General features: G+C 66.8%; 19 protein-coding genes, 1 other RNA gene and 4 pseudogenes. 13 read left to right on the top strand and 11 right to left on the bottom strand.

Features of this window, described 5'->3' with window-relative positions; genetic code table 11:
* Positions 1–4 precede the first annotated feature (4 nt).
* Both G6N07_RS05330 and G6N07_RS05335 read right to left on the bottom strand, forming a co-directional pair.
* Positions 5–910: a hydroxymethylglutaryl-CoA lyase gene (locus tag G6N07_RS05330; RefSeq protein ID WP_085192006.1), complete on the bottom strand. Its 906-nt coding sequence runs from the start codon at positions 908–910 to the stop codon at positions 5–7.
* Positions 907–2,109 carry a CaiB/BaiF CoA transferase family protein gene (locus G6N07_RS05335; RefSeq protein WP_085192005.1) on the bottom strand — a complete coding sequence of 401 codons (1,203 nt, stop codon included), beginning with the start codon at positions 2,107–2,109 and terminating at the stop codon, positions 907–909. The genes G6N07_RS05330 and G6N07_RS05335 overlap by 4 nt, the downstream gene beginning before the upstream one ends.
* Before the next feature lie 574 nt (positions 2,110–2,683).
* Here G6N07_RS05335 and G6N07_RS05340 point away from each other — a divergent pair.
* Positions 2,684–3,658: an esterase family protein gene (locus tag G6N07_RS05340; protein WP_099050260.1), complete on the top strand. Its 975-nt coding sequence runs from the start codon at positions 2,684–2,686 to the stop codon at positions 3,656–3,658.
* Between the two features lie 125 nt (positions 3,659–3,783).
* Here G6N07_RS05340 and G6N07_RS20160 read toward each other — a convergent pair.
* The 4 genes and pseudogenes from G6N07_RS20160 to hisN form a co-directional block, all read right to left on the bottom strand.
* Positions 3,784–4,100 (bottom strand): annotated as a pseudogene (locus tag G6N07_RS20160) (oxidoreductase); the annotation flags it as partial.
* A 71-nt stretch (positions 4,101–4,171) separates the two neighbouring features.
* Positions 4,172–5,386, bottom strand: a complete 1,215-nt coding sequence (locus G6N07_RS05350) for an acyl-CoA dehydrogenase family protein (RefSeq protein WP_085192003.1) — start codon at positions 5,384–5,386, stop codon at positions 4,172–4,174.
* Between the two features lie 27 nt (positions 5,387–5,413).
* Positions 5,414–6,817, bottom strand: coding sequence for an acyl-CoA dehydrogenase family protein (locus G6N07_RS05355; protein ID WP_085192002.1), 1,404 nt, complete (start codon positions 6,815–6,817; stop codon positions 5,414–5,416).
* Positions 6,818–6,909: 92 nt separating this feature from the next.
* Positions 6,910–7,707 carry a histidinol-phosphatase gene (gene hisN / locus G6N07_RS05360; protein ID WP_085192036.1) on the bottom strand — a complete coding sequence of 266 codons (798 nt, stop codon included), beginning with the start codon at positions 7,705–7,707 and terminating at the stop codon, positions 6,910–6,912.
* Between the two features lie 24 nt (positions 7,708–7,731).
* On the opposite strand from hisN, the gene G6N07_RS05365 reads away from it, so the two are divergent.
* Positions 7,732–8,076, top strand: coding sequence for a hypothetical protein (locus G6N07_RS05365; protein WP_085192001.1), 345 nt, complete (start codon positions 7,732–7,734; stop codon positions 8,074–8,076).
* A 7-nt stretch (positions 8,077–8,083) separates the two neighbouring features.
* On the opposite strand, the gene G6N07_RS05370 is transcribed toward G6N07_RS05365, so the two are convergent.
* Positions 8,084–9,460, bottom strand: a complete 1,377-nt coding sequence (locus G6N07_RS05370; protein WP_085192000.1) for an FAD-dependent oxidoreductase — start codon at positions 9,458–9,460, stop codon at positions 8,084–8,086.
* Positions 9,461–9,640: 180 nt separating this feature from the next.
* Here G6N07_RS05370 and prfB point away from each other — a divergent pair, with 180 nt between their 5' ends.
* The 8 genes and pseudogenes from prfB (at position 9,641) to ssrA (ending at position 15,506) form a co-directional block, all read left to right on the top strand.
* Positions 9,641–10,747 (top strand): peptide chain release factor 2, encoded by a 1,107-nt coding sequence (gene prfB, locus G6N07_RS05375; protein WP_085192035.1) that lies wholly within the window; start codon positions 9,641–9,643, stop codon positions 10,745–10,747.
* Positions 10,737–11,696, top strand: coding sequence for a mechanosensitive ion channel family protein (locus G6N07_RS05380; protein WP_085191999.1), 960 nt, complete (start codon positions 10,737–10,739; stop codon positions 11,694–11,696). Before prfB ends, G6N07_RS05380 begins: the two co-directional genes overlap by 11 nt.
* 56 nt (positions 11,697–11,752) lie before the next feature.
* Positions 11,753–12,196: an Rv3103c family proline-rich protein gene (locus tag G6N07_RS20165; RefSeq protein WP_275990676.1), complete on the top strand. Its 444-nt coding sequence runs from the start codon at positions 11,753–11,755 to the stop codon at positions 12,194–12,196.
* A gap of 40 nt (positions 12,197–12,236) precedes the next feature.
* Positions 12,237–12,926, top strand: a complete 690-nt coding sequence (gene ftsE, locus G6N07_RS05390; RefSeq protein ID WP_085192034.1) for a cell division ATP-binding protein FtsE — start codon at positions 12,237–12,239, stop codon at positions 12,924–12,926.
* Positions 12,927–13,820, top strand: coding sequence for a permease-like cell division protein FtsX (gene ftsX, locus G6N07_RS05395; protein ID WP_085191997.1), 894 nt, complete (start codon positions 12,927–12,929; stop codon positions 13,818–13,820). It abuts the gene before it with no gap.
* Positions 13,821–13,823: 3 nt separating this feature from the next.
* A complete protein-coding gene (gene smpB, locus G6N07_RS05400) occupies positions 13,824–14,330 on the top strand; it encodes an SsrA-binding protein SmpB (protein WP_085191996.1) in 507 nt (168 codons plus the stop codon).
* Positions 14,331–14,422: 92 nt separating this feature from the next.
* Positions 14,423–15,013, top strand: a pseudogene (locus G6N07_RS05405) (EamA family transporter); the annotation flags it as partial.
* 125 nt (positions 15,014–15,138) lie between these two features.
* Positions 15,139–15,506, top strand: a transfer-messenger RNA (tmRNA) gene (gene ssrA, locus G6N07_RS05410).
* A 150-nt stretch (positions 15,507–15,656) separates the two neighbouring features.
* On the opposite strand, the gene G6N07_RS05415 is transcribed toward ssrA, so the two are convergent.
* Positions 15,657–17,132 (bottom strand): flavin-containing monooxygenase, encoded by a 1,476-nt coding sequence (locus G6N07_RS05415; RefSeq protein ID WP_085192033.1) that lies wholly within the window; start codon positions 17,130–17,132, stop codon positions 15,657–15,659.
* A 165-nt stretch (positions 17,133–17,297) separates the two neighbouring features.
* Here G6N07_RS05415 and lnt point away from each other — a divergent pair, with 165 nt between their 5' ends.
* The 3 genes and pseudogenes from lnt to G6N07_RS05425 all read left to right on the top strand — a co-directional run bounded on the left by lnt (position 17,298) and on the right by G6N07_RS05425 (position 20,473).
* Positions 17,298–18,791 carry an apolipoprotein N-acyltransferase gene (gene lnt, locus G6N07_RS05420; RefSeq protein WP_235849838.1) on the top strand — a complete coding sequence of 498 codons (1,494 nt, stop codon included), beginning with the start codon at positions 17,298–17,300 and terminating at the stop codon, positions 18,789–18,791.
* Between the two features lie 125 nt (positions 18,792–18,916).
* Positions 18,917–19,189: pseudogene (locus G6N07_RS20680) on the top strand (transposase); the annotation flags it as partial.
* 198 nt (positions 19,190–19,387) lie between these two features.
* Positions 19,388–20,473 carry a resuscitation-promoting factor gene (locus G6N07_RS05425; protein ID WP_235849843.1) on the top strand — a complete coding sequence of 362 codons (1,086 nt, stop codon included), beginning with the start codon at positions 19,388–19,390 and terminating at the stop codon, positions 20,471–20,473.
* Between the two features lie 86 nt (positions 20,474–20,559).
* Here the strand turns inward: G6N07_RS05425 and G6N07_RS05430 are convergent.
* From G6N07_RS05430 to G6N07_RS05440, 3 genes and pseudogenes are all read right to left on the bottom strand, one after another.
* Positions 20,560–21,008, bottom strand: a pseudogene (locus G6N07_RS05430) (glycoside hydrolase domain-containing protein); the annotation flags it as partial.
* On the bottom strand, positions 21,008–22,063 hold the full coding sequence (locus tag G6N07_RS05435; RefSeq protein WP_085191994.1) for an alkaline phosphatase family protein: 1,056 nt from the start codon (positions 22,061–22,063) through the stop codon (positions 21,008–21,010). The pseudogene G6N07_RS05430 and the gene G6N07_RS05435, both read right to left, overlap by 1 nt.
* Complete coding sequence (locus G6N07_RS05440) at positions 22,060–23,091, bottom strand: ABC transporter ATP-binding protein (RefSeq protein ID WP_085191993.1); 1,032 nt, start codon at positions 23,089–23,091, stop codon at positions 22,060–22,062. Before G6N07_RS05440 ends, G6N07_RS05435 begins: the two co-directional genes overlap by 4 nt.
* Between the last annotated feature and the right edge of the window lie 13 nt (positions 23,092–23,104).

Here is a 23,104-nt window from a genome sequence, read left to right on the forward strand (position 1 = left end):
GCGCTCAGCCGGTGATCCGGTCGCCGGCGCGCAGCAGCGCACTGGGTAGGTCATGGCCGACGACCGTGCGGGCGACCTCGGCGGCGGCGATGGCGGCCCGCAGGTCGACGTCGGTGTCGACACCACTGTCGCGCAACAGGTAGACGAGATCCTCGGTGGCGATGTTTCCGCTCGCACCCGGCGCGAACGGACAACCGCCCAGACCCCCCACCGACGCGTCGAGCCGTGTGACGCCACTCCGCACGGCGGCGTAGGCGCTGGCCAGCCCGGCGCCGCGAGTGTTGTGGAAGTGGGCGCCGAGGGCCAGGTCGCCGATGCGGGAGCGCACCAGCGCGACGAGATCGCTGACGCGCCTGGGGGTGGCCGTGCCGATGGTGTCGGCGATCGTCAACCGGTCGGCGCCGAATCCGGTTGCCGCCTCGACGACGTCGAGGACCCGCTGCCGTGGTGTCGGGCCGTCGAACGGGCAGTCCCACGCCGTCGCGACGATCACTTCGACGGTCGCGCCGCTGTCGTGGGCGATTGCGGCGATGTCCGAAATGGCGGCGGTCGCCTCCGCGCTGGACCGGCCGACGTTGGCCCGGCTGTGGCCGTCGGCCGCCGACACCACGTACTCGATCGACCGCAGCCCGGCGGCGATGGCCCGTTTGGCGCCGTTGGCGCTGGCGACCAGAGCCGAGAACTCGACCTGGTCGAATCGGCCGAGTTCGGCGACGAGTTCGGCGGCGTCGGCGAGCGCGGGGACTTTCGACGGCGAGACGAACGCGGTGGCCTCCACCTCGCGGACACCGGTGGCGACGATCGCCTCGAGCAGCTGTAGCTTGGCCGACAACGGAATCGGCGTTTCGATCTGCAAGCCGTCGCGCATCGAGACCTCGCGGATGGCCACCTTGGCGGGCAGTGCACTCACAGCACGCCCTCCGCTCGCAGTTCGGCCAGTTCGTCGGCGGTCTTGCCGAGGATTCCGGCATAGACCTCGTCGTTGTGCTGACCCGGACGCGCCGGACCCGCGTTGCGGATGGTGCCCGGCGATTCCGACAACACCGGAACGATGCCCGGTCCCAGGACGGCGCGTCCGACGCGTTCGTCCCAGTGCTCGGCGATCATACCGCGCACCCGAAGTTGCGGATCCTCGACCACGTCGGCGACGGTGTTGATCGGCCCGGCGATGACACCGGCCGCCGAGAGTGTATCGATGATGTCGACGGGCTGACGTTCTGCCGCCCAGTCGCCGATGATCTTGTCGAGTTCGTCCTGATTGCGGCCCCGCGCAGGGTGATCGACGAACCGGTCGTCGACGGCCAGTTCCGGTTGCCCCATCGCGGCGCACAACCGGCGGAACACGGTGTCCTGGTTGGCCGCGATCACGACCCAGCTGCCGTCGGCGGTGCGGTAGATGTTCGACGGGGCGATGCCGTCGAGCCGGGTTCCCGACGGGCCGCGCACCACGCCGCCGACGTCGTAGTCGGGGATCGTTGACTCCTGCACCGCCAGGCACGACTCGGTGAGGGCGGTGTCGACCACCTGACCCTCGCCGGTGACGGTGCGCCGGTACAACGCCGCCAACGCGCCTTGGGCGGCGAACATCCCGGCCAGGCTGTCGCCCAGCGACAGGGCCAGCCGGGGCGGCGGGCCGCCCGGGAAACCGTTGAGGTGGCGCAGGCCGCTGGCGGCCTCGGCGACCGACGCGTAGCCGGCGCGGCGCGCGTCCGGCCCGGTCTGGCCGTAGCCGGACACCCGCACCAGGATGATTCCCTTGTTCCGGGCCTTGAGGCTGTCGTAGCCCAGCTCCCAGCGTTCGAGGGTGCCGGGCCGGAAGTTCTCGACGATGACGTCGGTCTGCTCGACGAGCTCCAGGAAGATCGCACGACCGCGTGGAGTGCGCAGATCGAGCGTGATCGCCTTCTTGTTACGGGCGTGAACGGTCCAGAAGAAGTGGTGGCCGTCGAGTTCGGCCTGGCCCCAGGTGCGCAATGGGTCCGGGGCGCCGGGCGGTTCGATCTTGAGCACCTCGGCGCCCATGTCGCCGAGCAACCGACCGGCGAACGGTCCGGAGATTAGCGTCCCGATCTCGATGACCCGGATACCGTCCAGTGCGCCTGCTGTCATTCGCCCTCCATTGAGAACCCGTGGCGGTGCAGCCGCTCCGTACAGATGCCGACCGCCTCCACAGCGTCTCACGTGGCTGGGGTCCGGCGTGGTGGTGGTTGGCGCCGCCGATTTCCTGCCGGTGGGCCGCATGCCGTGCCCGACGCGTCCTCGACGGCGACCTTGGAGATCGGCAGCAGGGCAGGTCCTCCGCGGCAACGATCAGGTAACCGTGGTGTATCCAGTTGTGGACACAAAGCCGGCCGGTGCCCGGACGAACGAGACCTCGGCATAGCCCTCGACAACAGCCGTTTCCGCAGGTGACATGGTTTCGTTCGAAAGTCGCAGAACGGTGCTTCGCCGGAGGTTTCCCCGCGGCTAGGGCCCTGCCTGCGCCTTTATGGGGTTTTCTCAGTTAAGGGCCCATGTTTTACTCAGTGCGCAACAACTGAATCTCTCGGTCCGCTCTCTGCCGCACCGGTCAGTTGAGCGGGCGCGGACAACACAGTGCAGAAATGCGCTGCGGGGCCTTTGGGGACTGTGTCCGCTGGGACGAGCGTGATACGCGTTAACCGGAAGATGGATGGATTGCTTTATGACGATCGTTGACAAGATTCGAGGCCATTGGGCACGCCGCATCGCGGTGGCCACCGCCGTGGCGGCACTGCTTCCCGGCATGATCGGCCTCACCGGAAACACGGCACTCGCGGGAGCGTTCTCGCGGCCGGGATTGCCGGTTGAGTACCTGATGGTCCCGTCACCGGCGATGGGACGTGACATCAAGGTCCAGTTCCAAAGCGGTGGCCCCGGATCTCCTGCGGTCTACATGCTCGACGGGTTGCGTGCCCGCGACGACTTCAGCGGCTGGGACATCGAGACCCAGGCCTTCGAGTGGTACCTGGACTCCGGTCTGTCGGTGGTGATGCCGGTCGGCGGACAGTCCAGCTTCTACACCGACTGGTACGCCCCCGCCTGCGGCAACGCGGGCTGCCAGACCTACAAGTGGGAGACGTTCCTGACCTCGGAGCTGCCGAACTGGCTGGCGGCCAACCGCGACGTCAAGCCGACGGGCAGCGCCGCGGTCGGCCTGTCGATGGCCGGGTCCGCATCGCTGGTGCTCTCGATCTACCACCCGCAGCAGTTCATCTACGCGGCGTCGCTGTCGGGCTTCCTGAATCTGTCCGAGGGCTGGTGGCCGTTCCTGGTCGGCCTGGCTATGGGTGACGCCGGCGGTTACAAGAGCGAGCCGATGTGGGGCCCGGGCGGCAGCGAGGCGTGGCTGCGCAACGACCCGATGGTGAACATCGACAAGCTCGTGGCCAACGGCACCCGGATCTGGGTGTACTGCGGCAGCGGCAAGCCGGGCGAACTCGGCGGCGCCGGTCTGCCTCAGGAGTTCCTGGAGAGCCTGACGCTGCGCACCAACATCACCTTCCAGGAGCGCTACATCGCGGCCGGCGGACAGAACGGGGTGTTCAACTTCCCGGCCGGCGGCACGCACACCTGGCAGTACTGGGGCCAGCAGCTGCAGCAGATGAAGCCCGACCTGCAGCGCGTGCTGCTGGGCTGAGCCGCCGACGGCCGGCGGCCTGGAAGCCGCCGGCCACCCGAACCACTGGCCTGCCGGAATACCGGCCGGCGCGCACGCCGACGCAGTCCACGGCGCCCGCCCAGCGGGCCTCACCCAGCGGCGCAGATCGATCCGACGCCTCTGCTGGCGCCGGTCACGACGATCGAACCATCGTCGGGGCGGATGCCGCGCTCGGTGAAGCCGGGCGGACTCCGCGTAACCGCCGTGCTTTGGGGTGCCGATGTCATCGCCGTGGGCCAGCACCAGGTCGCCGACACCGAACTCTCGTCGCTTTGGGAGGCCACCACCTCACGGTCAGTTCGATGCCCGGTAGGATCGGGTAGTCGCGCACCACACCGCCCTTGGGTGTCAAGGCCAGAGCGTCCTTGAAGACGCCGGCGTCTTCGTCGACCCGTTGTGGACTTCGGTCCTTGGCTACCAAGGGCTCCGGCTCGCCGCGTTCGTACCGGCTCGACAGCTGCTCGAAATGGGAGCGCCTACTTACTTCAGTTGTTACTTCAGTTGTGCCGAGGTCAGGCCGAGCAGTCGGCGGGCCACCACGAGCTGCTGGATCTGCTGGGTGCCCTCGAAGATGTCGAGTATCTTGCTGTCGCGCGCCCACTTTTCCAGCAGGGACTGCTCGGAGTACCCGACGGTGCCGGCCAGTTCGACCGCCTTCAAGGTGATGTCGCTGCCCACCCGGGCCGCTTTCGCCTTGGACATCGACGCTTCCTTGGAGTTCGGGATTGCGTTGTCGGCCTGCCAGGCCGACCGCACGGTCAACAGGTATCCGGCCTCCCAATCGGCTTCCAACCGAAGGAATTCCGCTGCGGCTGCGCTCTGGGCGTGGGCGGGTTTGTCGTAGGAGATCTCGACGCCGGCGTCGGTGAGGATCTTGCGCAGTTCCTCGAGTGCGGCGCGCCCGATGCCGACGGCCATACCCGCCACCACCGGCCTGGTGTTGTCGAAGGTTTCCATGACACCGGCGAAACCCTTTTCGACTTGGATCTCCGGACTGCCGAGGAGCTGGTCCTTCGGGATGCGGGCGTTGTCGAAGCGGATCACCGCGGTGTCGGACGCCTTGATGCCGAGTTTGTCCTCGAGCCGCTCCACTGTCACGCCCGGATGGTCCCGCGGCACGATGAAGGATTTGATCGCCGCCCGCCCCAGCGACTTGTCCAGCGTGGCCCAGACGACGATGTGGCTGGCGCGCGACCCGGCGGTGACGAAGATCTTCTCGCCGTTGATCACGTACTCGTCGCCCTCGAGCCGGGCTGTCGTCGATACCGCCGCGGAATCCGAACCGAAGCCGGGTTCGGTGATGGCCATGGCAGCCCACACCCCCTTGCCGAGCCGTTCGAGCTGCTCGTCGGTCGCGACACTGGAGATAGCCGCGTTGCCCAGGCCCTGCCGCGGCACCGACAGCGTCAATCCCACGTCACCCCAGCTGACCTCGATGGCGCTGAGAACCGCCGACATGTTGCCGCCGTTGACGTTTTCCTTCGGGCCCCGGACGGCGCTGCGGAAGGCGTCGGCGCCCGCAAGCGACATGGTGTTGGCCTCGGAGACGCCCTCGAACAGGCTGGCCATGGTGTCGAGTTCGACCGGGTAGTCGTGCTCGCGGAGGTCGTACTTGCGCGAGATCGGCCGCAACATCTCCGCGGCGCCCTGATGGGCCGTCTCGATGACCGTGCGCAGCTTCTTCGGAAGTTCCAGGTTGATTGCCATGACGAAAATCCGTTCTCGAGAAGTCTTCTACAGAACCACGACGCCCTCGGCGACACCGATCACGCGCAGGTCGCGGTACCAGCGTTCGACCGGGTGTTCTTTGGTGTATCCGTGGCCGCCGAGCAGCTGGACGCCGTCGAGGCCGATCTGCATGCCCTTGTCGGTGCCGAGCCGCTTGGCGAGCGCCGCCTCCCTGGCGTAGGGCAGGCCCTGTTCGGCGCGCGCCGCGCCGCGCCAGGTGACCAGGCGAAGCCCGTCGAGTTCGATCGCGATGTTGGCGCACATGAACGCCACCGCCTGGCGGTGGGCGATCGGCTCGCCGAACGCTTGGCGCTCCTTGACGTAGGGCACCACGTAGTCGAGCACGGCATGTGATGTGCCGACGGCCAGTGCGGCCCAACCGAGCCGGGACAGGGCGATCGCCTCCCGGTAGTCCTCATCGGTGGCGCTGGCCTCGCCGAGCCGGTTGCCCAGCGGCACCGCGACATTGTCGAGTTCCACCCGGCCCAGCGCGGCCGCGCGCACACCCATGGACGGGTCGGGTGTCACCGTCAGCCCTTCGGAGGCTGATTCGACGACGAACATCGCGGGCTTGCCGTCCAGCTGCGCGGCGATGACGAAGAGCTCCGCATCCGCGGCGGCGGGAACCAGCGATTTGATCCCGGTCAGCCGGTAGCCGCCCGGGGTGCGGACCGCCGTGGTCTTCAACGCGGTCGGATCGAACAGGGGGCGCGGTTCGGCGATCGCCAGACATGCCTGTGGCGCGTTCTCGCCGGCGAAAGCCGGCAGGTAAGTGGCCTGCTGGTCCGCGCTGCCCCAGTGGGTGAGCGCCGCCGCCACTCCGCCGGGCGCCAGGATCGGCAACGCCAGTCCCATGTCGCCGTAGGCGAGCGCCTCGGCCACCAACGCATTGGTGATCGTCGAACGGTGTTCGGCGATGCCGTCGAAATCCTCGGGAATGTTGACCGCGGTTATGCCCAGTGCGGCGGCCTTCGCGATCAGGTCCGGGGGATAGCTGGCCGCGGCGTCGGCGTGGTGAGCGGCCGGGCGCAAGACCTCCTCGGCGAACTCTTCGACGGTCTCGACGATCATCTTCTGGTCGTCGTCGGGAGTGAGGTCGAAGTGGTCCGATCCCTTCGGGGCGCTGGTCAGGCGAGTGGGCTGCTTGCCGAGGCCTTGAATCCGCTTGAACTGCCGGGTCGATGCGCCCGCGGCGGAGAACACCTGCTTGACGCCGTATTTCAGGCCCCTGTTGAAGGGGTCACGCAGGTTGTACCGGTCGAGGAACTCCTGGCCCACCAGCGGGGTGATCAGCGCCAATCCGATGTCGGTCGGTGTCCGCCTGTGTCGCTGCAGACCCACGGCGCTTTCGCGGTCGGTGCGCTTGGCGCGGGCTGAGGTGCCGTTCTTGGACGGCAGGGTGTTGGTCATTCCGGCTGCCTCACTTTGTCGGGGCGATTGCCACGACCATATCTGACTCAGGAGTAAGGTTAGCGCGCGGTGTTATCTAGTTCACACTCGTTCTAACCCGAGAGGTGGGCCAACACCGCCCCGTGGAGCAGTCCGTTGGATGCGACCCCGCTGCCGCCGTGCGGACCGGCTGTGCCGCCGAGGTTGGTGAACGTGCCACCGGCTTCTCGCACGAGGATGTCGATTGCGGCCAGATCCCACAGTGACACCTCAGGTTCGGCCGCGATGTCGACCGCACCCTCGGCCAACAGGCAGTACGACAGGAAGTCGCCGAAGCCCCGCACGCGCCACACGGCGTCGGTGAGGTCGATGAAGCGATCCCGCAGACCTCGCTCCGCCCATCCGGACAGGCTGGAGAACGACAGGCTGGCCGAGTCCAATTCGGCGACCTTGGATACCGCGAGCCTGCGTGGCGACTCTCCGGCAACCGCAACGAAAGCGCCCAATCCGTCGGCCGCCCACCAGCGTCGGTGCAGGGCGGGTGCGCTGACCACGCCGACCACGGGCACCCCGTTGTCCAGCAGCGATATCAGGGTGGCCCAGATGGGGACGCCGCGGACGAAATTCTTCGTCCCGTCGATCGGGTCGATCACCCACTGGCGGCCACTGAAAACCGCTGTGCCCCCGAACTCTTCGCCGAGGATCGGATCGTCGCCGCGTTCCCCGGAGAGTTCCCGGCGCATATCGCTTTCCACGGAGCGGTCGGCGTCGGTCACCGGCGTCAAATCGGGTTTGGTCTCGACGCGCAGATCCATTGCGCGGAACCGGTCGACGGTGACGGCGTCGGCGTGGTCGGCGAGCCGCAACGCCAACGCCAGGTCGTCGGCAACGCCGGGAGAACCGGTGCTCATGCCTGCAAGTCCTACCATGGCCGTGTGTGGGAATTCGCTGTGCTCCTGTTGTTGATCGGTGTGCTCGCGCTCTTCGTCGTCCCGTGGATGAGGCGGGGCCGAGGTCCGCGAGGGGAGCTGGCACAGGGCACCCTGCTGGTCACCGGCGTCAGCCCGAGGCCCGATGACGTGACGGGGGAGCAGTTCGTCACGATCTCGGGGGTGATCAACGGCCCTACGGTCAACGAGCACGTCGTCTACCAACGTATGGCCGTCGACGTGAACAACTGGCCCTCGATGGGCGCGTTGTTCCCCGTCGTGTACTCGCCCAAGAACCCGGACAACTGGAACTTCGCCCCACCCGAACCGCCCGAGGTTCCGCTCGGCTGACCTCGACTCAGCCGTGCCCGATGCGCAGCAGTTCCGCCACGCTCGTGAGCTTCACCCGCGGCCGGCCCGCTGTCTGTCCGGCTGATCGTTCGTGATCGTCGATCAGCTTCCAGTGGTCGTCGGTGACCAACTTCGGCTGGCGGGACAACAGCCATTCGACCAGCCGGTCGGAGTGGTCGTCACCGAGGTCGGCCAAGGTGGCGCCACGCAGGTCCGCGACGACCGTGTCGACGGTCGCCTGCGAATCCTTCTTGTTGCTGCCGATCACGCCGGACGGTCCGCGCTTGATCCAGCCGACCACATACTCGTTGCGCCGGCCCTCGATGCGGCCGTCGGTGTGCGGGATCGTCCCGCTGCGCTCGTCGAACGGCAGACCCGGCGTCGGCACCCCGCGATAGCCCACCGCCCGGACCACCAATTGCGCGGGCAGTTCCTCCCGTTCGCCGGTGTCCTTCGCGACCACCCTGCCGTTGTCGGTGACGAGCTCGTTGCGGCCCAGCACAATCGACTCGACGTGCTCCCGGCCTTTGATCTCGATTGGTGACGTGCGGAACCGGAACACGATCCGGCGGCCCGCTCCGCGCGGCGGCCGTTCGGCGTACCCGCGCAGGACCTTGATGTTCTGCTTGACGGTCTTCCCGGCCGCCTCCAGGTCCTCATCGGTGATGTCGGCGAGATCGGCGGGGTCGACGATGACGTCGACGTCGGCGAGACCCTCGAGGTCGCCCAGTTCACGCAGTTCCAGGGTGGTGAACGTGGCCTGTAGTGGACCTCGCCTGCCGATCACCATCACCTCTTCGACCGCGCGCCGGTGCAGCGACTCGAGCGCGTGGTCGGCGATGTCGGTACGCGCCAGGGCATCGGGATCGGTGACGAGGATGCGTGCGACGTCGAGGGCCACGTTGCCGTTGCCCACCACGATCGCCCGGCCCGTCGACAGGTCCGGCCCCATCTGCTCGAAGTGGGGATGGGCGTTGTACCAGCCGACGAAGTCGACGGCCGCGACGCTGCCCGGCAGATCCTCGCCCGGGATGTTCAGCGAGCGATCGGACTGCGCACCCACCGCGTACACCACCGCGTCGTAGCGCTCGGCCAACTCGTGGGGGTGGACGTGCTCGCCGACGGCGATGTTGCCGAAGAAGCGGAAACGCGGGTCACCTGACGTCTTGTCGAACTGTGCACTGATGGACTTGATCTTCGGGTGGTCCGGCGCCACACCGGAGCGCACGAGACCCCACGGAGTGGGCAGCATCTCGAGCATGTCGACGCGCACATCGCGGTCCGCGTCGTCGCTGTCGGCGAATTTGAGCAACGAGGAAGCGGCGAAGTAGCCGGACGGGCCGGAACCGACGATCGCCACGTGATATGGGCGCTTCTGGGGCATGTGAGGGTGCCTTCTGTCGCTGCCCGGCCACGCGCAAGGGGCTGTCCCGACGCGGTCGAGCTGGTTACCCGTCCGACTCTAAACGTGACGGCTGCGCGTCGACGGCAAGTCGAGACGAACTCGTCCGCGCCGCGGGTAGGCCGGCGACCCGTCATGGCGCGGCCGGTACCCTCAATCTTCGTGGATCCTGACCGCCAAGCCGACATCGCCGCCCTCGACGCCACCCTCACGACGGTGGAGCGAGTGCTCGACGTCGAGGATTTGCGGTCCCGTATCGAGAAGCTGGAACAAGAGGCCTCCGATCCGAACCTCTGGGATGACCAGAGCCGCGCCCAAAAGGTCACCAGCGAGCTGTCCCATGCGCAGGGTGAACTGCGCCGCGTCGAGGAACTCCGGCAGCGGGTCGAGGACCTTCCGGTGCTTTACGAGCTTGCTGCAGAAGCAGGTGGTGCCGAGGAGGTCGCCGAGGCCGACGCGGAGTTCGCCAAGCTGCGGGTGGACATCGAGGCGATGGAAGTCCGCACCCTGCTGTCCGGCGAATACGACCAACGCGAAGCCGTCGTCACCATTCGGTCCGGCGCCGGTGGCGTGGACGCCGCCGACTGGGCCGAGATGCTGATGCGGATGTACATCCGGTGGGCCGAACAGCACAATTACCCGGTCGAGGTGTTCGACACCTCCTACGCCGAAGAGGCCGGCATCAAGAGCGCCACCTTCGCGGTGCACGCGCCGTACGCGTACGGCACCCTTTCGGTGGAACAGGGCACACACCGGCTGGTCCGCATCAGCCCGTTCGACAACCAGGGCCGCCGCCAGACGTCGTTCGCCGACGTCGAAGTGCTGCCGGTCACCGAGACCACCGACCACATCGAGATCCCCGAAACGGACCTCCGGGTCGACGTGTACCGCTCCAGCGGGCCGGGCGGTCAGTCGGTGAACACCACCGACTCGGCAGTCCGCCTCACCCACATCCCGACGGGCATCGTCGTCACGTGTCAGAACGAGAAGTCTCAGCTGCAGAACAAAGTCGCCGCGATGCGGGTGCTCCAGGCGAAGCTGCTGGAACGCAAGCGGCAGGAGGAGCGCGCCGAGCTCGACGCGCTCAAGGGCGACGGCGGGAGTTCCTGGGGCAATCAGATGCGCTCCTACGTGCTGCATCCCTATCAGATGGTCAAGGACCTCCGCACCGAGTACGAGGTCGGCAATCCCGGCGCCGTGCTCGACGGTGACATCGACGGATTCCTCGAAGCGGGGATCCGCTGGCGAAACCGGCGCGATGACCAGTAGTGCGCCGCTGGCAATCGGATTCGCCGAGGGTTGGCACAATTTCTGGCACGGTGACATCGGCATCTGGGTGATGACCCGGGGCCTGCAGATCGCACTCCTGGTGATCGGCGCGCTGCTCGCCGCCCGCTTCATCAACTGGGTTGCCCGTCGGGTGACGCGACGGATCGACGCGGAGTACCAGGAGAGCGATCAGCTGGTGCGTTCGGAGAGCGCCAAGCACCGCCAGGCGGTGGCGTCGGTGATCTCCTGGGTGTCGATCGCGGTGCTGTTCGTCGTCGTCGGCATGCAGATCACCGCGGTGCTCAACATCCCCGTGGGTTCGTTGGTCGCGCCCGCCGCCGTCCTCGGCGCCGCGCTGGGTTTCGGCGCCCAGAAGCTCGTGCAGGATCTGCTGGCCGGGTTCTTCATCATCACCGAACGCCAGTACGGCTTCGGTGATCTGGTGCAGCTGAACATGATCGGCGCGAACGACGCCGCCGAGGGCACCGTCGAAGAGGTCACACTGCGGGTGACGAAACTGCGGACCAGCGAAGGCGAGGTCTTCACGGTCCCCAACGGCAACATCGTCCGGTCGTTGAACATGTCCAAGGACTGGGCGCGGGCGGTCGTCGACATCCCGGTGCCCACGACAGTGGACCTCAACGCCGTCAACGAATTGCTCCACAAGGTCGGCGAGGATTCGATGGACGATCCCAAGCTGCGGGCGCTGCTGCTCGACACTCCGCAGTTGATGGGCGTGGAGAGCATCGGGGTCGACACGGTCAACCTGCGGATGGTGGCGCGGACCCTGCCCGGCAAGCAGTTCGAAGTCGGCCGGCGTCTGCGGATCCGGATCATCGCCGTACTGAACAGGGCCGGCATCGCCACCAAGGACCACACCCCCAAGGTGGACACGATCGCCGGTCACGGTGAAGCTCCACCGCAGAGCCGCTCGGAGTCGAGGCAGTGAACCTCCGGCGACTCCTGCACTACGTGCAGAACGACCAGCGAGCGTGGCCGCGGTACATGCCGGGCGGCCGGGTGCGGACGTCCACGGTGGGCCTCCTCGTGGCGTTCGTCGCGCTCTTCTGGCTTTACCAGGTCTACGAGCCGCCGCCGCAGAATCCCACGCAGCAGGTCGTGCCACCCGGATTCGTGCCCGACCCCGACTACACCTGGGTGCCACGAACCCAGGTGGAGGCCCCGGCAACGACCACGTGGCGCGCCCCGCGGACGTCCACGTCCACTACCACCGCGCCGACGACCACGAGCCCGACGGAGACCACGACGACCAGCCCGACGTCGCCGACCTCGACCCCGCCGACCTCGACCCCGCCGACCCCGACGCCGCCGACGACGGTGATCGACCCCGACGGCCCCGGTTTACTGCCCCCCCGGACCGTCACCGAGACTCCGGCGCCCCCAGCTGGACCGCAGCCCCTACCCGGCCTGCCGCTGCCACCGCCGTAACCGGTCGCACGCGGACACCCCGCTACACTGGCGAGCCGTGATGATCACCCTCGACCGCGTGACGAAGCAGTACAAGTCCTCGGCGCGACCCGCGCTGGACAACGTGTCGCTCAAGATCGACAAGGGTGAATTCGTGTTCCTCATCGGGCCGTCCGGTTCTGGCAAGTCGACGTTCATGCGACTTCTGCTCGCCGAGGACACCCCGACGTCCGGCGACATCCGGGTATCGAAGTTCCACGTCAACAAACTGCCTGGGCGGCACATCCCGAGCCTGCGGCAGGTGATGGGCTGCGTGTTCCAGGACTTCCGGTTGCTACAGCAGAAGACGGTGTGCGAGAACGTCGCGTTCGCGCTCGAGGTCATCGGGAAACGGTCCGAGGTGATCAACCGGGTGGTGCCCGACGTGCTCGAGATGGTCGGGCTGTCGGGGAAGGCCAACCGTCTTCCGGCCGAGCTGTCCGGCGGCGAACAGCAGCGGGTGGCAATTGCCCGGGCGTTCGTGAACCGGCCGCTGGTACTGCTGGCCGACGAGCCGACCGGGAACCTGGATCCGGAGACGAGCAAGGACATCATGGACCTGCTGGAGCGCATCAACCGCACGGGTACGACCGTGCTGATGGCCACTCATGACCATCACATCGTCGACTCGATGCGCCAACGCGTGCTCGAACTGGAGCTGGGCCGACTGGTCCGCGACGAGCGGCGCGGTGTCTACGGAATGGATCGCTAAGTGCGCTTCGGATTTCTGATCAATGAGGTTTTGACCGGACTTCGTCGCAACGTCACGATGACGGTGGCGATGATCCTGACGACCGCGATCTCCATCGGTCTGCTCGGTGGGGGTCTGCTGATCGTGCGATTGGCCGACAACTCCAAGGACATCTATCTCGACCGGGTGGAGAGTCAGGTGTTCCTGACCCCGGAGGTCTCGGCGAGTGATCCGACCTGCGATGCGGACCCGTGCCAGACTCTGCGGACCGAACTGGAGGAGCGGAACGACGTCCAGTCGGTCGTGTTCCTCAACCGCGACGACGCCTACGACGACGCGATCCGCAAGTTCCCGCAGTACAAGGACGTTGCGGGTAAGGACGCGTTCCCCGCGTCGTTCGTGGTGAAGCTGGTCGATCCGGAGCAACACCAGGAGTTCGACAGGGCGATGGTCGGGCAACCCGGCGTCCAGGGGGTGCAGAACCAGAAGGACCTGGTGGACCGATTGTTCGCGGTGCTCGACGGCTTGAGTAACGCCGCGTTCGCCGTGGCGTTGGTCCAGGCGATCGGTGCCGTGCTGCTGATCGCCAACATGGTGCAGGTGGCCGCCTACACGCGCCGCACCGAAGTCGGCATCATGCGGTTGGTCGGTGCGAGCCGCTGGTACACGCAGCTGCCGTTCCTGCTGGAAGCGATGCTCGCCGCCCTGATCGGCGTCGTCATCGCGATCGCCGGGCTCGTGGTGGTGCGGGCGGCCTTCCTAGAGAACGCGTTGAACCAGTTCTACCAAGCCAACCTGATCGCCCGGATCGACTTCGCGGACATTCTGTACATCGCACCGGTCCTGTTGTTTGTGGGCGTGGCGATGGCCGGCGTGACCGCGTACGTCACGCTGCGCCTGTACGTGCGAAAGTAAATCGTGGCAGCAAAGAAGGCCGGGAAAGCCGGGGGAACGAAGGACCCCAACAACCAGATCGTCGCCAGTAACCGTAGGGCCCGGCACAACTACGCGATCCTCGACACCTACGAGGCCGGTATCGCTTTGCTGGGCACCGAGGTGAAGAGTCTGCGCGACGGGCAGGCGTCGCTGGCGGACGCGTTCGCCACCGTCGATGACGGCGAGATCTGGCTGCGCAATCTGCACATCCCGGAGTATCACCACGGCACGTGGACCAACCATGCGCCGCGGCGCAACCGCAAGCTGCTGTTGCACCGCAAGCAGATCGATCAATTGGTCGGCAAGATCCGCGACGGCAACCTGACGCTGGTGCCGCTGTCGCTGTACTTCTCCGGCGGCAAGGTCAAGGTGGAACTCGCGCTGGCCCGGGGTAAGCAGGCCCACGACAAGCGCCAGGACCTGGCACGTCGCGACGCCGAGCGCGAAGTCGTCCGCGAGCTGGGCCGCCGGGCCAAAGGTATGTCCTGATAGGGATTGTTTTCGCGCTGGCCTCGGCGGCCGGCTACGGGGTCAGCGACTTCGTCGGTGCGATCGCCGCGCGAAGGGTCGCTGCGCTACGGGTGGTGCTGATCTCCTACCCGATCGCGATGGTGCTGCTCGCGGTGTTGGCCGTGGCTGCGGCGGGGAGATCTCGCGAGGAGCGCTCTTCTGGGGCGCGCTGAGCGGACTCGCGCAAGGCCTCGGCGTGTGGTGGTTCTACGCCGTTCTGGGCGCGGGCCCGATCTCTGTGGTGTCGCCGTTGACCGCGGTACTCGTGGCCGCGTTGCCCGTCGGGTCGGGAATTGCTTTCGGGATGAACTTCGTGCTGGTCGACCAGGCGCCGCACGCGGCCGGGCTCTGGCCGCTGGTGTTCGCGCGAGTGGCGGCGACCGTGCTGGTGATGGGGGATCGCGGTCGGAACCAGACAGGTGAAGGCGCCGACCGGGGTGCCGCTGAAGCTGGCGGTGCTTGCCGGTGTGCTCGACACCGGCGCGAACGTGGCCATGCTGCTCGCGCTGCAGGCATCGCTGTTGTCGTTGTCCGGTGTGCTGATGTCGCTCTACCCGGTGGCGACGGTGCTCTTGGCGATCGTGGTCCTGCGGGAACGGGTGACACCCTGGCAGGCCGTCGGCATGGCCATGGCGGTCGGTGCCGTCGCGATGATCGCCGCGAGGTTAGCCGATTTGCCCCGCGAAGAGGCCGTTCCGCGCCCGCGACCCGCGGAACAAAGGGGTGGAGGACGACGTTGAATCTGGCGTACCATTGATCTTCCTGCTGAAGGCCGGCAGGGATGCGAGGGGCTGAACGGTTTCGACTTCGCGCATCGAATCAAGGGAAGCGTGCCGGTGCAGGCAAGAGACCACCGCAAGCGTCGCTGCAACCAATTAAGCGCCGATACCAATCAGCGCGACTACGCTCTCGCTGCCTAAGCGAAGCTAGTCCGTCAGACCGGGAGCGCCCTCGGCCCGGACCCTGGCGTCATCTAGAGGGACCCACCTTCAGGTCCGGTCGCGGGACCTGGAGGGACATCAAACAGCGACTGGGATCGTCATCCTGACTTGTTCGCGTGATCAGGAGATCCGAGTAGAGGCATAGCGAACTGCGCACGGAGAAGCCTTGAGGGAATGCCGTAGGACCCGGGTTCGATTCCCGGCGGCTCCACAACAGAAGAAACTGGTCAGAGCCTTAAGACTCTGACCAGCTTTCTTGCTGTCAACATCTCATCAACATCGCGGCCGGGACCGCGGGCGCGCACCACTGGCGAGCAGCTGTCGACAACGCCGCCGCCGCGACCTTCCCCTTCGGCCTGAAGGCTCAGACGGAAACCGGTACCTGTTTCGACTTTCGGGTCGTGAATTGCAATCCTTCGTCGATTTTTCCTCGGCGGATTTTGCGGATGTCGAATAGGTAATTGTGTTTGACCTGCCATGGCCCACGAGATCCCGCTTTCGGCAACTGATCCATAGCGCGTTGGAAGTAGCCGGGTGCGAAATCGGCGAAGGGCCGTTCTTCGACATCTTCGCCGGGGTGGGGGGCCACCACGGTGTCGTAGCCGTGTGCGTCCATATGATTGAGTAAGCGAGCGACGAATTCTGACACCAGATCTGCCTTCAAGGTCCACGACGCGTTGATGTAACCCATGGTGAACGCCATATTTGGCACGTCTGACAGCATCATGGACCTATAGGTCATCGACTTCGCGGGGTCGACAGCCTGGCCGTTCCGCGCGATCTTGGTGCCACCGAAGAGCCGCATGTTCAAACCGGTTGCCGTCACGATCACATCGGCGGTCAACTCATCACCCGACGAAAGCTTGATCCCGGTATTGGTGAAGTGGTCGATGGTATCGGTGACCACATCTGCTTTGCCGCTTCGGATTGCCGTGAAGAAGTCACCGTCCGGCGCCAGGCACACCCGTTCGTCCCACGGGTTGTACTTCGGCGAGAAGTGCTTGTCCACGTCATAGCCGGCGGGTAGCTGGCGCTTAGCCATAGCGATCATCGCCTTGCGCATAGCCCCCGGGAAGCGGCGCGCCAACTGATACTGCGCCACCGCGAACAAAATGTTCTTCCAACGGTTGACGAAGTCCGCGTTGTCGGTCGGTAGCCACTTGATAAGTTGTGCGGCGATAGGGTCGACGTTCGGCAGCGATCCGATGTATGTAGGTGACCGCTGCAGCATCGTTACGTGGCCGGCGCCCGAGTCGATCAACGACGGGATGAGAGTGATCGCAGTAGCGCCACTGCCGATGACGACGACGTTCTTACCCGCATAGTCGAGGTCTTCGGGCCAGTGCTGGGGATGCACGATTGTCCCCCCGAAATTCTCCTCGCCGGGAAACTTCGGGCGATAACCCTCGTCGTAGTTGTAGTAGCCGCTGCACATGAAGAGGAACCCGGCCTGGAACTCGGTCTCTTGTCCGTTTTGAAGCGTCCTGATAGTCCAGCGCCTGTCGGCGTCGGACCAGTCGGCAGACAGCACCTCGGTGCCGAGCCGGATGTGTTGATCGATTCCGTTCTCGGTCACCACTTCGCGCAGATAGCTCTTGATCGACGCTGCATCGACAGTCCACCTCGGGGAGTGCCATGGCTTGAAGCGGAACCCGAAGGTGCACATATCGGAGTCCGACCGGATGCCCGGGTACTTGAACAAGTCCCACGTACCACCGAGGTCTGATCTCCGCTCGAGGACCACATAGCTCTTGTCGGGGCAGCGATCCTGCAGGTGCCAGGCAGCGCTTATGCCGGAGACCCCGGCACCGACGACGATCACATCGAAAAACTCAGACATGTTAATGGACATTAACAGCAAGATCACCGTCTCGGCAACATGCTTGATCGGCGATGTGCAGTCCGAGTGACCCAAGCGTGCCCGCGCGGTCAAGCCGCATGGTCGATCACCGTAGCGATATCGGACAAGACGTCGGCGGAATGTGACCCTTGAGCGGTGTGCGGTGTGAACGCGTCTTGGGTCGGTCTCGCGGCTGCTCTCGTCGTCGGCGCACTGCCTGCGCTCGCGTTTCCGGCGCCGTCGTGGTGGTGGTTGGCCTGGATCGGCATCGTCCCACTGCTTCTTGTCGTCCGCGCCGCGCCCACCGCCCGGACGGCGGCTCTTCGGGCGTGGTGCGGCATGGCCGGCTACATACTGGCCACCCAGTACTGGCTGCTGCCGAGCGCCGGCCCGCTGCTGCTGGTGCTCGCCATCGGACTCGGCGCGTTGTGGCTACCGTGGGGCGTGGCCGCGTTTCTGCTTCTGCGCGGACCACCGCATACGGTCGGCAGGACGTTCGCCGCCATGGCGGTGCTGCCCAGCGCCTGGGTGGTCGCTGAAGCGGTCCGCTCCTGGCCGAGCCTGGGCGGTCCGTGGGCGATTCTGGGCGCCTCGCAGTGGAATCAACCGGTCACACTTGCCTCCGCATCGCTCGGCGGCGTGTGGCTCACCAGCTTCCTGATCGTCGCCGCGAACACCGCGGTGGCCAGGGTGATCGTGAACCGGAACTTGCCCGTACGCCTGGTCGCGGCTGCGGTCGCACTGGCGTGTGCGGCCCTCGGACCGGCATGCTTCTGGTTGGGACCTGCGCCGCCGACCGGTTCGACGGTACGGGTGGCGCTCGTGCAACCGGGCGATATCGAGGACTCCGTCGCCCGTCAGGCCGCCGGCGAAGCGCTGACCGAGGACTTGCGTGGCCGGCGGCTCGACCTGGTCGTCTGGGGTGAGAGCAGCGTCGGGGTCGACCTCACCGGCGACCGGGACGCCGTGGCGCGTCTCGCGGGCCTGTCCAGCCGGGTCGGCGCGGACCTGGTCGTCAACGTCGACGCCCGTGATCGCACCGGGGGAATCTCCAAATCTTCGGTCCTCATCGGACCCGGGGGCATTCGCGGCACGTACCGGAAGACGCGGCTCGTGCCGTTCGGCGAATACGTTCCGTTGCGGCCGCTGTTCGGTTGGGCCACCCGGCATACGAAGGCGGCGGCGGAAGACCGACGGCGCGGCAGCGGAATCATCGTGCTGTACACCGAAGACCTCGCCCTCGGGCCGCTGATCAGTTTCGAGACGACGTTCTCCGATCTTCCCCGTGAACTGGTGGCTCGCGGCGCACAGTTGCTGGTGTATCAGAGCTCCACTTCCACCTACCAAGGGAGTTGGGCGCAGCCGCAGTTGGCCAGCATGGTCGCTGTACACGCCGCTGAGGTGGGGCACCCGGCCGTGCACACCGGGTTGTCAGGTGTCAGTTCTGCCTTCGACGCACGAGGACGGCAACTCGGCTGGTACGCCGCCACCGAGAGCGGCGTGCTGGTGGTGGACGTCCCGCTCGGATCGCACACCACCACATTCGGACGGTCCGGCAATTGGGTACTGGCAATGGCGCTTTCGATCTTCGCCTGTGGTATTGCCGTGGCGGCCGTGCGGTACCGCGTGGCTCGCCATACAACACGCCGGGCGGGGTGAGCGACTCAGCGCCGGATCGGAGGCATGATGGGTCGCTGATGAGCACCGTGACCTTGGTGGACAAGGCGTTTGGCGGATCCGCTGACCGCCGTGGGTACGACTCGCCCCCGTCGCTGGACGGGGGGATGCCGGCCGAATACCTGTCCCGGTTGATCGCTGTACTGGTCGACGGACATCCCGACCTCGGCCGCATTCGGGCTTCCGACGCCGGACAGTGCGGCGAAACGCCCTGTGACCCGCGCCTGATGGTCGCCGTTCTGTTCTACGGGTACGCCAGCGGGGTGTGTTCGTCACGGCAACTCGAACGAAAGTGCCTCGACGATCCTTGCTTTCGGTGGCTGGCGGTGGGCCAGGTCCCGCACCATCGTGCGATCGCGCGGTTTCGCAGGCGGCACCTGGCCGCTTTGCTGCCCTTGTTCGTGCAGGCACTGTTGTGTTGTCAGAGCGCGGGTGTCGACCGGTTGGGCCGGATCGCGCTGGAGGGCACGACCAGGGGCGCACTGGCGGAGGAAGTTCTGGCCCTGTTGGCCGACGCCGAACGCACCGACACCGCCGAGGACGCGACGTGCCGTGATCCTTCCGCGGGAACCTCGAATGTGCGGCGTGCGTTGGCCGGCGCGGTGCTGGTGGCGCTGATGTGCGCGGGTGGTTACACCGTGGCGGCGACCAAGCGGGTCACGCTTTCGGTCGACGGGGTCTCGACGACGGTGTCGACGATGAAGTCGCGGGTGATCGACGTGCTGCGGGACAACGGCTATGCCGTCGGCGAGCACGACGAGATCAGTCCGGCCGCCAACCAGTCGGTCCGCGCGGCCGACACGATCGTGTTGAGGCGTGCTCGGCCACTGCAGGTTTCAGTCGACGGACAGCCCGGTGAGCAGGTGTGGACGACCGCGCTGACCGTCGGCGACGCACTCGAACAGCTGTCGATGCACGACGTGGCGCCCGTTACCGCCTCACGTGCCAGTCGCGTCCCGGTGGCCGGTATGGCGCTGCCGGTGGTCACCCCGAAGCGGGTGCGCATCAACGACGGCGGTGTCGTCAGCGAGCGACGGCTGGCGGCGGCGACCGTCGGCGGGCTCCTCGAAGCCGCCGGCGCGCCGCTTCAGCAGACCGACAGGGTCATGCCTCCGGCAGCGACGGCCGTCGTCGCCGGGATGCAGATCGTGGTGACCCGCATTCGGGTGCACAAGGTTTCCGAACGCCTGCCCTTGCCTGCACCGCTGCGCCGCATCCACGACCCCTCGATCAACATCAGCCGCCGCGTCGTCGACGACCCCGGTACGGCCGGCACCCAGGACGTCACCTTCGCCATCTCGACGGTCAACGGCCGGGTGACCGGCCGACAGGTGCTGGCTCGCAGCATCGTCACCCCGGCCCGGCCGCAGGTCCAGCGGGTCGGCGCGAAACCGGGCACCACCGTTCCGCCGGTACACGACAGCGCCACGTGGGACGCGCTCGCCTCCTGCGAATCCAGCGGCAACTGGGCCATCAACACAGGCAACGGGTTCTACGGCGGTGTGCAGTTCACCCAGAGCACCTGGGAGAGCTTCGGCGGATTGCGCTACGCGCCGCGCGCCGACCTGGCCACCCGCGAAGAGCAGATCGCCATCGCCGAACTGACACAGGCCGGGCAGGGCTGGGGCGCCTGGCCGGTGTGCAGCAGACGGGTGCGGCGCTGACCAGCGTCGGCCATCTACCCGATCTGGGGACGACGGGATGCGGCCGCGGCGGCGACGACCGACTGATAGAGCACCGCCCTGGGCTAGCGCTCGCCGGCGGACCATGCCTTGGTCTGCCATGCCCACCAGTGATCCGGCGTGGTCGACCGGCCGATCACCCCGTCGGTGATCGCCGACGCACCCGCGCAGGAATGCCCGTAGATCCCGGTGCGGTGAACGCCCAGCACCGAGTTGATACCTCTGAAGTTGACACCTCTGAACCACTCGACCGCGACGGTGTTCCAGGTGTCGTCTTCGATATCCTCATCGACGCTGAAGAAGAGTCGACGCTGAAGAAGATTTGTGCCGATCCCGACCCTCCTGCGGCGGCATTCAGGCGCAGGGCCGTTCGTTCGTCGGCCAGACCGCGGTCGTATCCCCGGGTGTAATCCGACAGCGTGGGCCAACCGGGTTCGCCGTACTGGTAACAGCTGACCACGTGAAGCTTCACTGCGCGGGGCGCATCCGCATAGCCACGGGTGACGGGTTTGAAATCTAGCTACCGTCGCGCAGCGCGGCGAGAATCAGTCCCGTCCAGTCCTCTGCGTGAGGGCGGCGACGGCGCCACCTATCCGCAATCTCGGAAACCATTGGGTGGCCGCCGGTGGCTATGGCTACCTGGTCTCGAGTTCTGGGACCGCCGTGAGCGCCGTGGCGACTCGACTGGGTGGCCGACGCGAACCAGGCATGCGGGGTGGACGCGACCATACGCAGGCCCGGCTCGCACAGCCAGGATCGTTCGATCCCCGGAACGCCGGCCAGCCAGCGATCGTCTCCGGCATCCCCGCCGATCACCAGCGCGGCCGTCCCTTCGTGGTACACGGTGGCATCAACTCCGCGCGTGGTGGCCAGGCGGGCGAGGTCGATGCGCCGCTGGTCGTCCACCGGTTCCTGGTCGTGATCGGAGGTGATGAGCACCACCAGCTCGTCCCAGCGGGGCCGCAGCACCTCGACGAGGTTAGCCACGGTAGCGTCCGCCGACCGGTATGCGTCTGCAGCACGTGCGCTTTCGGGTCCGTGGAGATGGGCAGCGGTGTCTGGACCGTTGAGGTGCACGACGAGCAGGTCCGACCGCCTCTCCGCGGCCTCGACGGCCCGCGGTAAGACCTCCTCGTCGGCGGCGTAACCGAATTCGTCGCGCATCGCCGACGGTGGAAGCGTGCCATCGGGCGGCCAATGCCGGCCCGCGGAGCGGGCTCCGGCGACGTCGATGAGATGTTGGTCCCCGACCACCACTTCGGAGGAGCTCGACGCTGCCAGCTCGAACAACGTCGGTGCGTACGCATCAGCGGTGAATTGATGTCCGACAAATTGATGTCCGACAAATTGGGGTCCGACAAGGGGGTTCGCGAACACCCGGTGCACCTCGGGAGACCTCCCGGTCACCAGTGTGAGAATGTTCGGGTAGGTCGCCGAACACAGCACCGCCTGCGCGCCGTCAGGGCGCCACGCCCCTGCCGTTGCCAGAGCGTGCAGTGCGGGCATGGTCTCCGGACGGACTTGGCGGGCACCGACCCCGTCGAGGATGACGAAGACGACCGCCAGACTCATGCGGCGAACACGCGAACGGCGTCCGGCGCGACGGCCACCCCGACCCGTTGACCGTGCGAGAACGCCGCGGCTTCGGGAGACGGCAGGTCGACGTGGAGCGTGTGCCCGTCCACCGTGACGTAGACACGGCTGATCGCGCCGAGGAAGACGACGACATCGACCGCCGCGGCCATCCCCCCGTGCTCGGTGATCCGCACATCCTCTGGTCGAAAGACCGCGAGCGCCTTACCGTTGCCGCCTTGCGGCGCTGGGACCGCGAAGGCCTCGCCCCAGCGGACCATGCGGTCCGGGTCGATGGGAAGCTCGATCGCGTTGCGGGATCCGACGAACGTAGCGGCGAACCGGGAGACGGGCCGGTCGTAGATCTCGGCCGGCGGGGCCGCCTCCAGGATGCGGCCACCGTCCATCACCGCCACCCGGTCGGCGACGGCCATTGCCTCGGACTGGTCGTGCGTGACGAAAACCGCAGTGATGCCTATGCGGTGCTGAATGCGCCGGATCTCGTCGCGCAGGCCGTTCCGGATCGTGGCATCGAGCGCCGCGAGCGGTTCGTCGAGGAGCAGGACGTCGGGTTCCGGGGCCAGCGCGCGTGCCAGGGCGACGCGTTGCTGTTGGCCGCCGGATAGCTCATTCGGATAACGTCCGGCCAGGTCGGTCATTCCGGTCAACTCCAGGAGCTCGGCCACCCTCGCGGACCGCGCCGCGCGCCGCTGTCTCCTGATGTCGAGGGGAAACGAGATGTTTTGGGCGACCGTCATATTGGGGAACAGGGCGTAATGCTGGAACACCATGCCGATGGGGCGCTGCCGTGCCGGGGTGCTCGTTACGTCGCGGTCCCCGATCCGGATGACGCCGCTGTCGATGCCGTCGAGGCCCGCGATGGCGCGCAGCAACGTGGTCTTGCCGCACCCGGACGGCCCGAGCAGAGCCACCATCTGGCCCTCTTCGATGTCGAGCGAGACATTGTCGAGTGCAACCGTCGCCCCGTAGGTTTTTCTCACCGCTTCGATTCGTACTGCGCTTGGCACGGCTCCTCCTCTT

The sequence above is a fragment of the Mycolicibacterium doricum genome (assembly GCF_010728155.1).
Lineage (GTDB): Bacteria > Actinomycetota > Actinomycetes > Mycobacteriales > Mycobacteriaceae > Mycobacterium > Mycobacterium doricum.

Excerpts from the sequence above, each read along its gene's own strand:
- G6N07_RS05335 (WP_085192005.1), bottom strand. The coding sequence starts at position 2,109 with ATGACAGCAGGCGCACTGGACGGTATCCGGGTCATCGAGATCGGGACG.
- G6N07_RS05340 (WP_099050260.1), top strand. The coding sequence starts at position 2,684 with ATGACGATCGTTGACAAGATTCGAGGCCATTGGGCACGCCGCATCGCG.
- G6N07_RS05350 (WP_085192003.1), bottom strand. The coding sequence starts at position 5,386 with ATGGCAATCAACCTGGAACTTCCGAAGAAGCTGCGCACGGTCATCGAG.
- G6N07_RS05355 (WP_085192002.1), bottom strand. The coding sequence starts at position 6,817 with ATGACCAACACCCTGCCGTCCAAGAACGGCACCTCAGCCCGCGCCAAG.
- hisN (WP_085192036.1), bottom strand. The coding sequence starts at position 7,707 with ATGAGCACCGGTTCTCCCGGCGTTGCCGACGACCTGGCGTTGGCGTTG.
- G6N07_RS05370 (WP_085192000.1), bottom strand. The coding sequence starts at position 9,460 with ATGCCCCAGAAGCGCCCATATCACGTGGCGATCGTCGGTTCCGGCCCG.
- G6N07_RS05380 (WP_085191999.1), top strand. The coding sequence starts at position 10,737 with ATGACCAGTAGTGCGCCGCTGGCAATCGGATTCGCCGAGGGTTGGCAC.
- G6N07_RS20165 (WP_275990676.1), top strand. The coding sequence starts at position 11,753 with ATGCCGGGCGGCCGGGTGCGGACGTCCACGGTGGGCCTCCTCGTGGCG.
- ftsE (WP_085192034.1), top strand. The coding sequence starts at position 12,237 with ATGATCACCCTCGACCGCGTGACGAAGCAGTACAAGTCCTCGGCGCGA.
- G6N07_RS05415 (WP_085192033.1), bottom strand. The coding sequence starts at position 17,132 with ATGTCTGAGTTTTTCGATGTGATCGTCGTCGGTGCCGGGGTCTCCGGC.
- G6N07_RS05435 (WP_085191994.1), bottom strand. The coding sequence starts at position 22,063 with ATGAGTCTGGCGGTCGTCTTCGTCATCCTCGACGGGGTCGGTGCCCGC.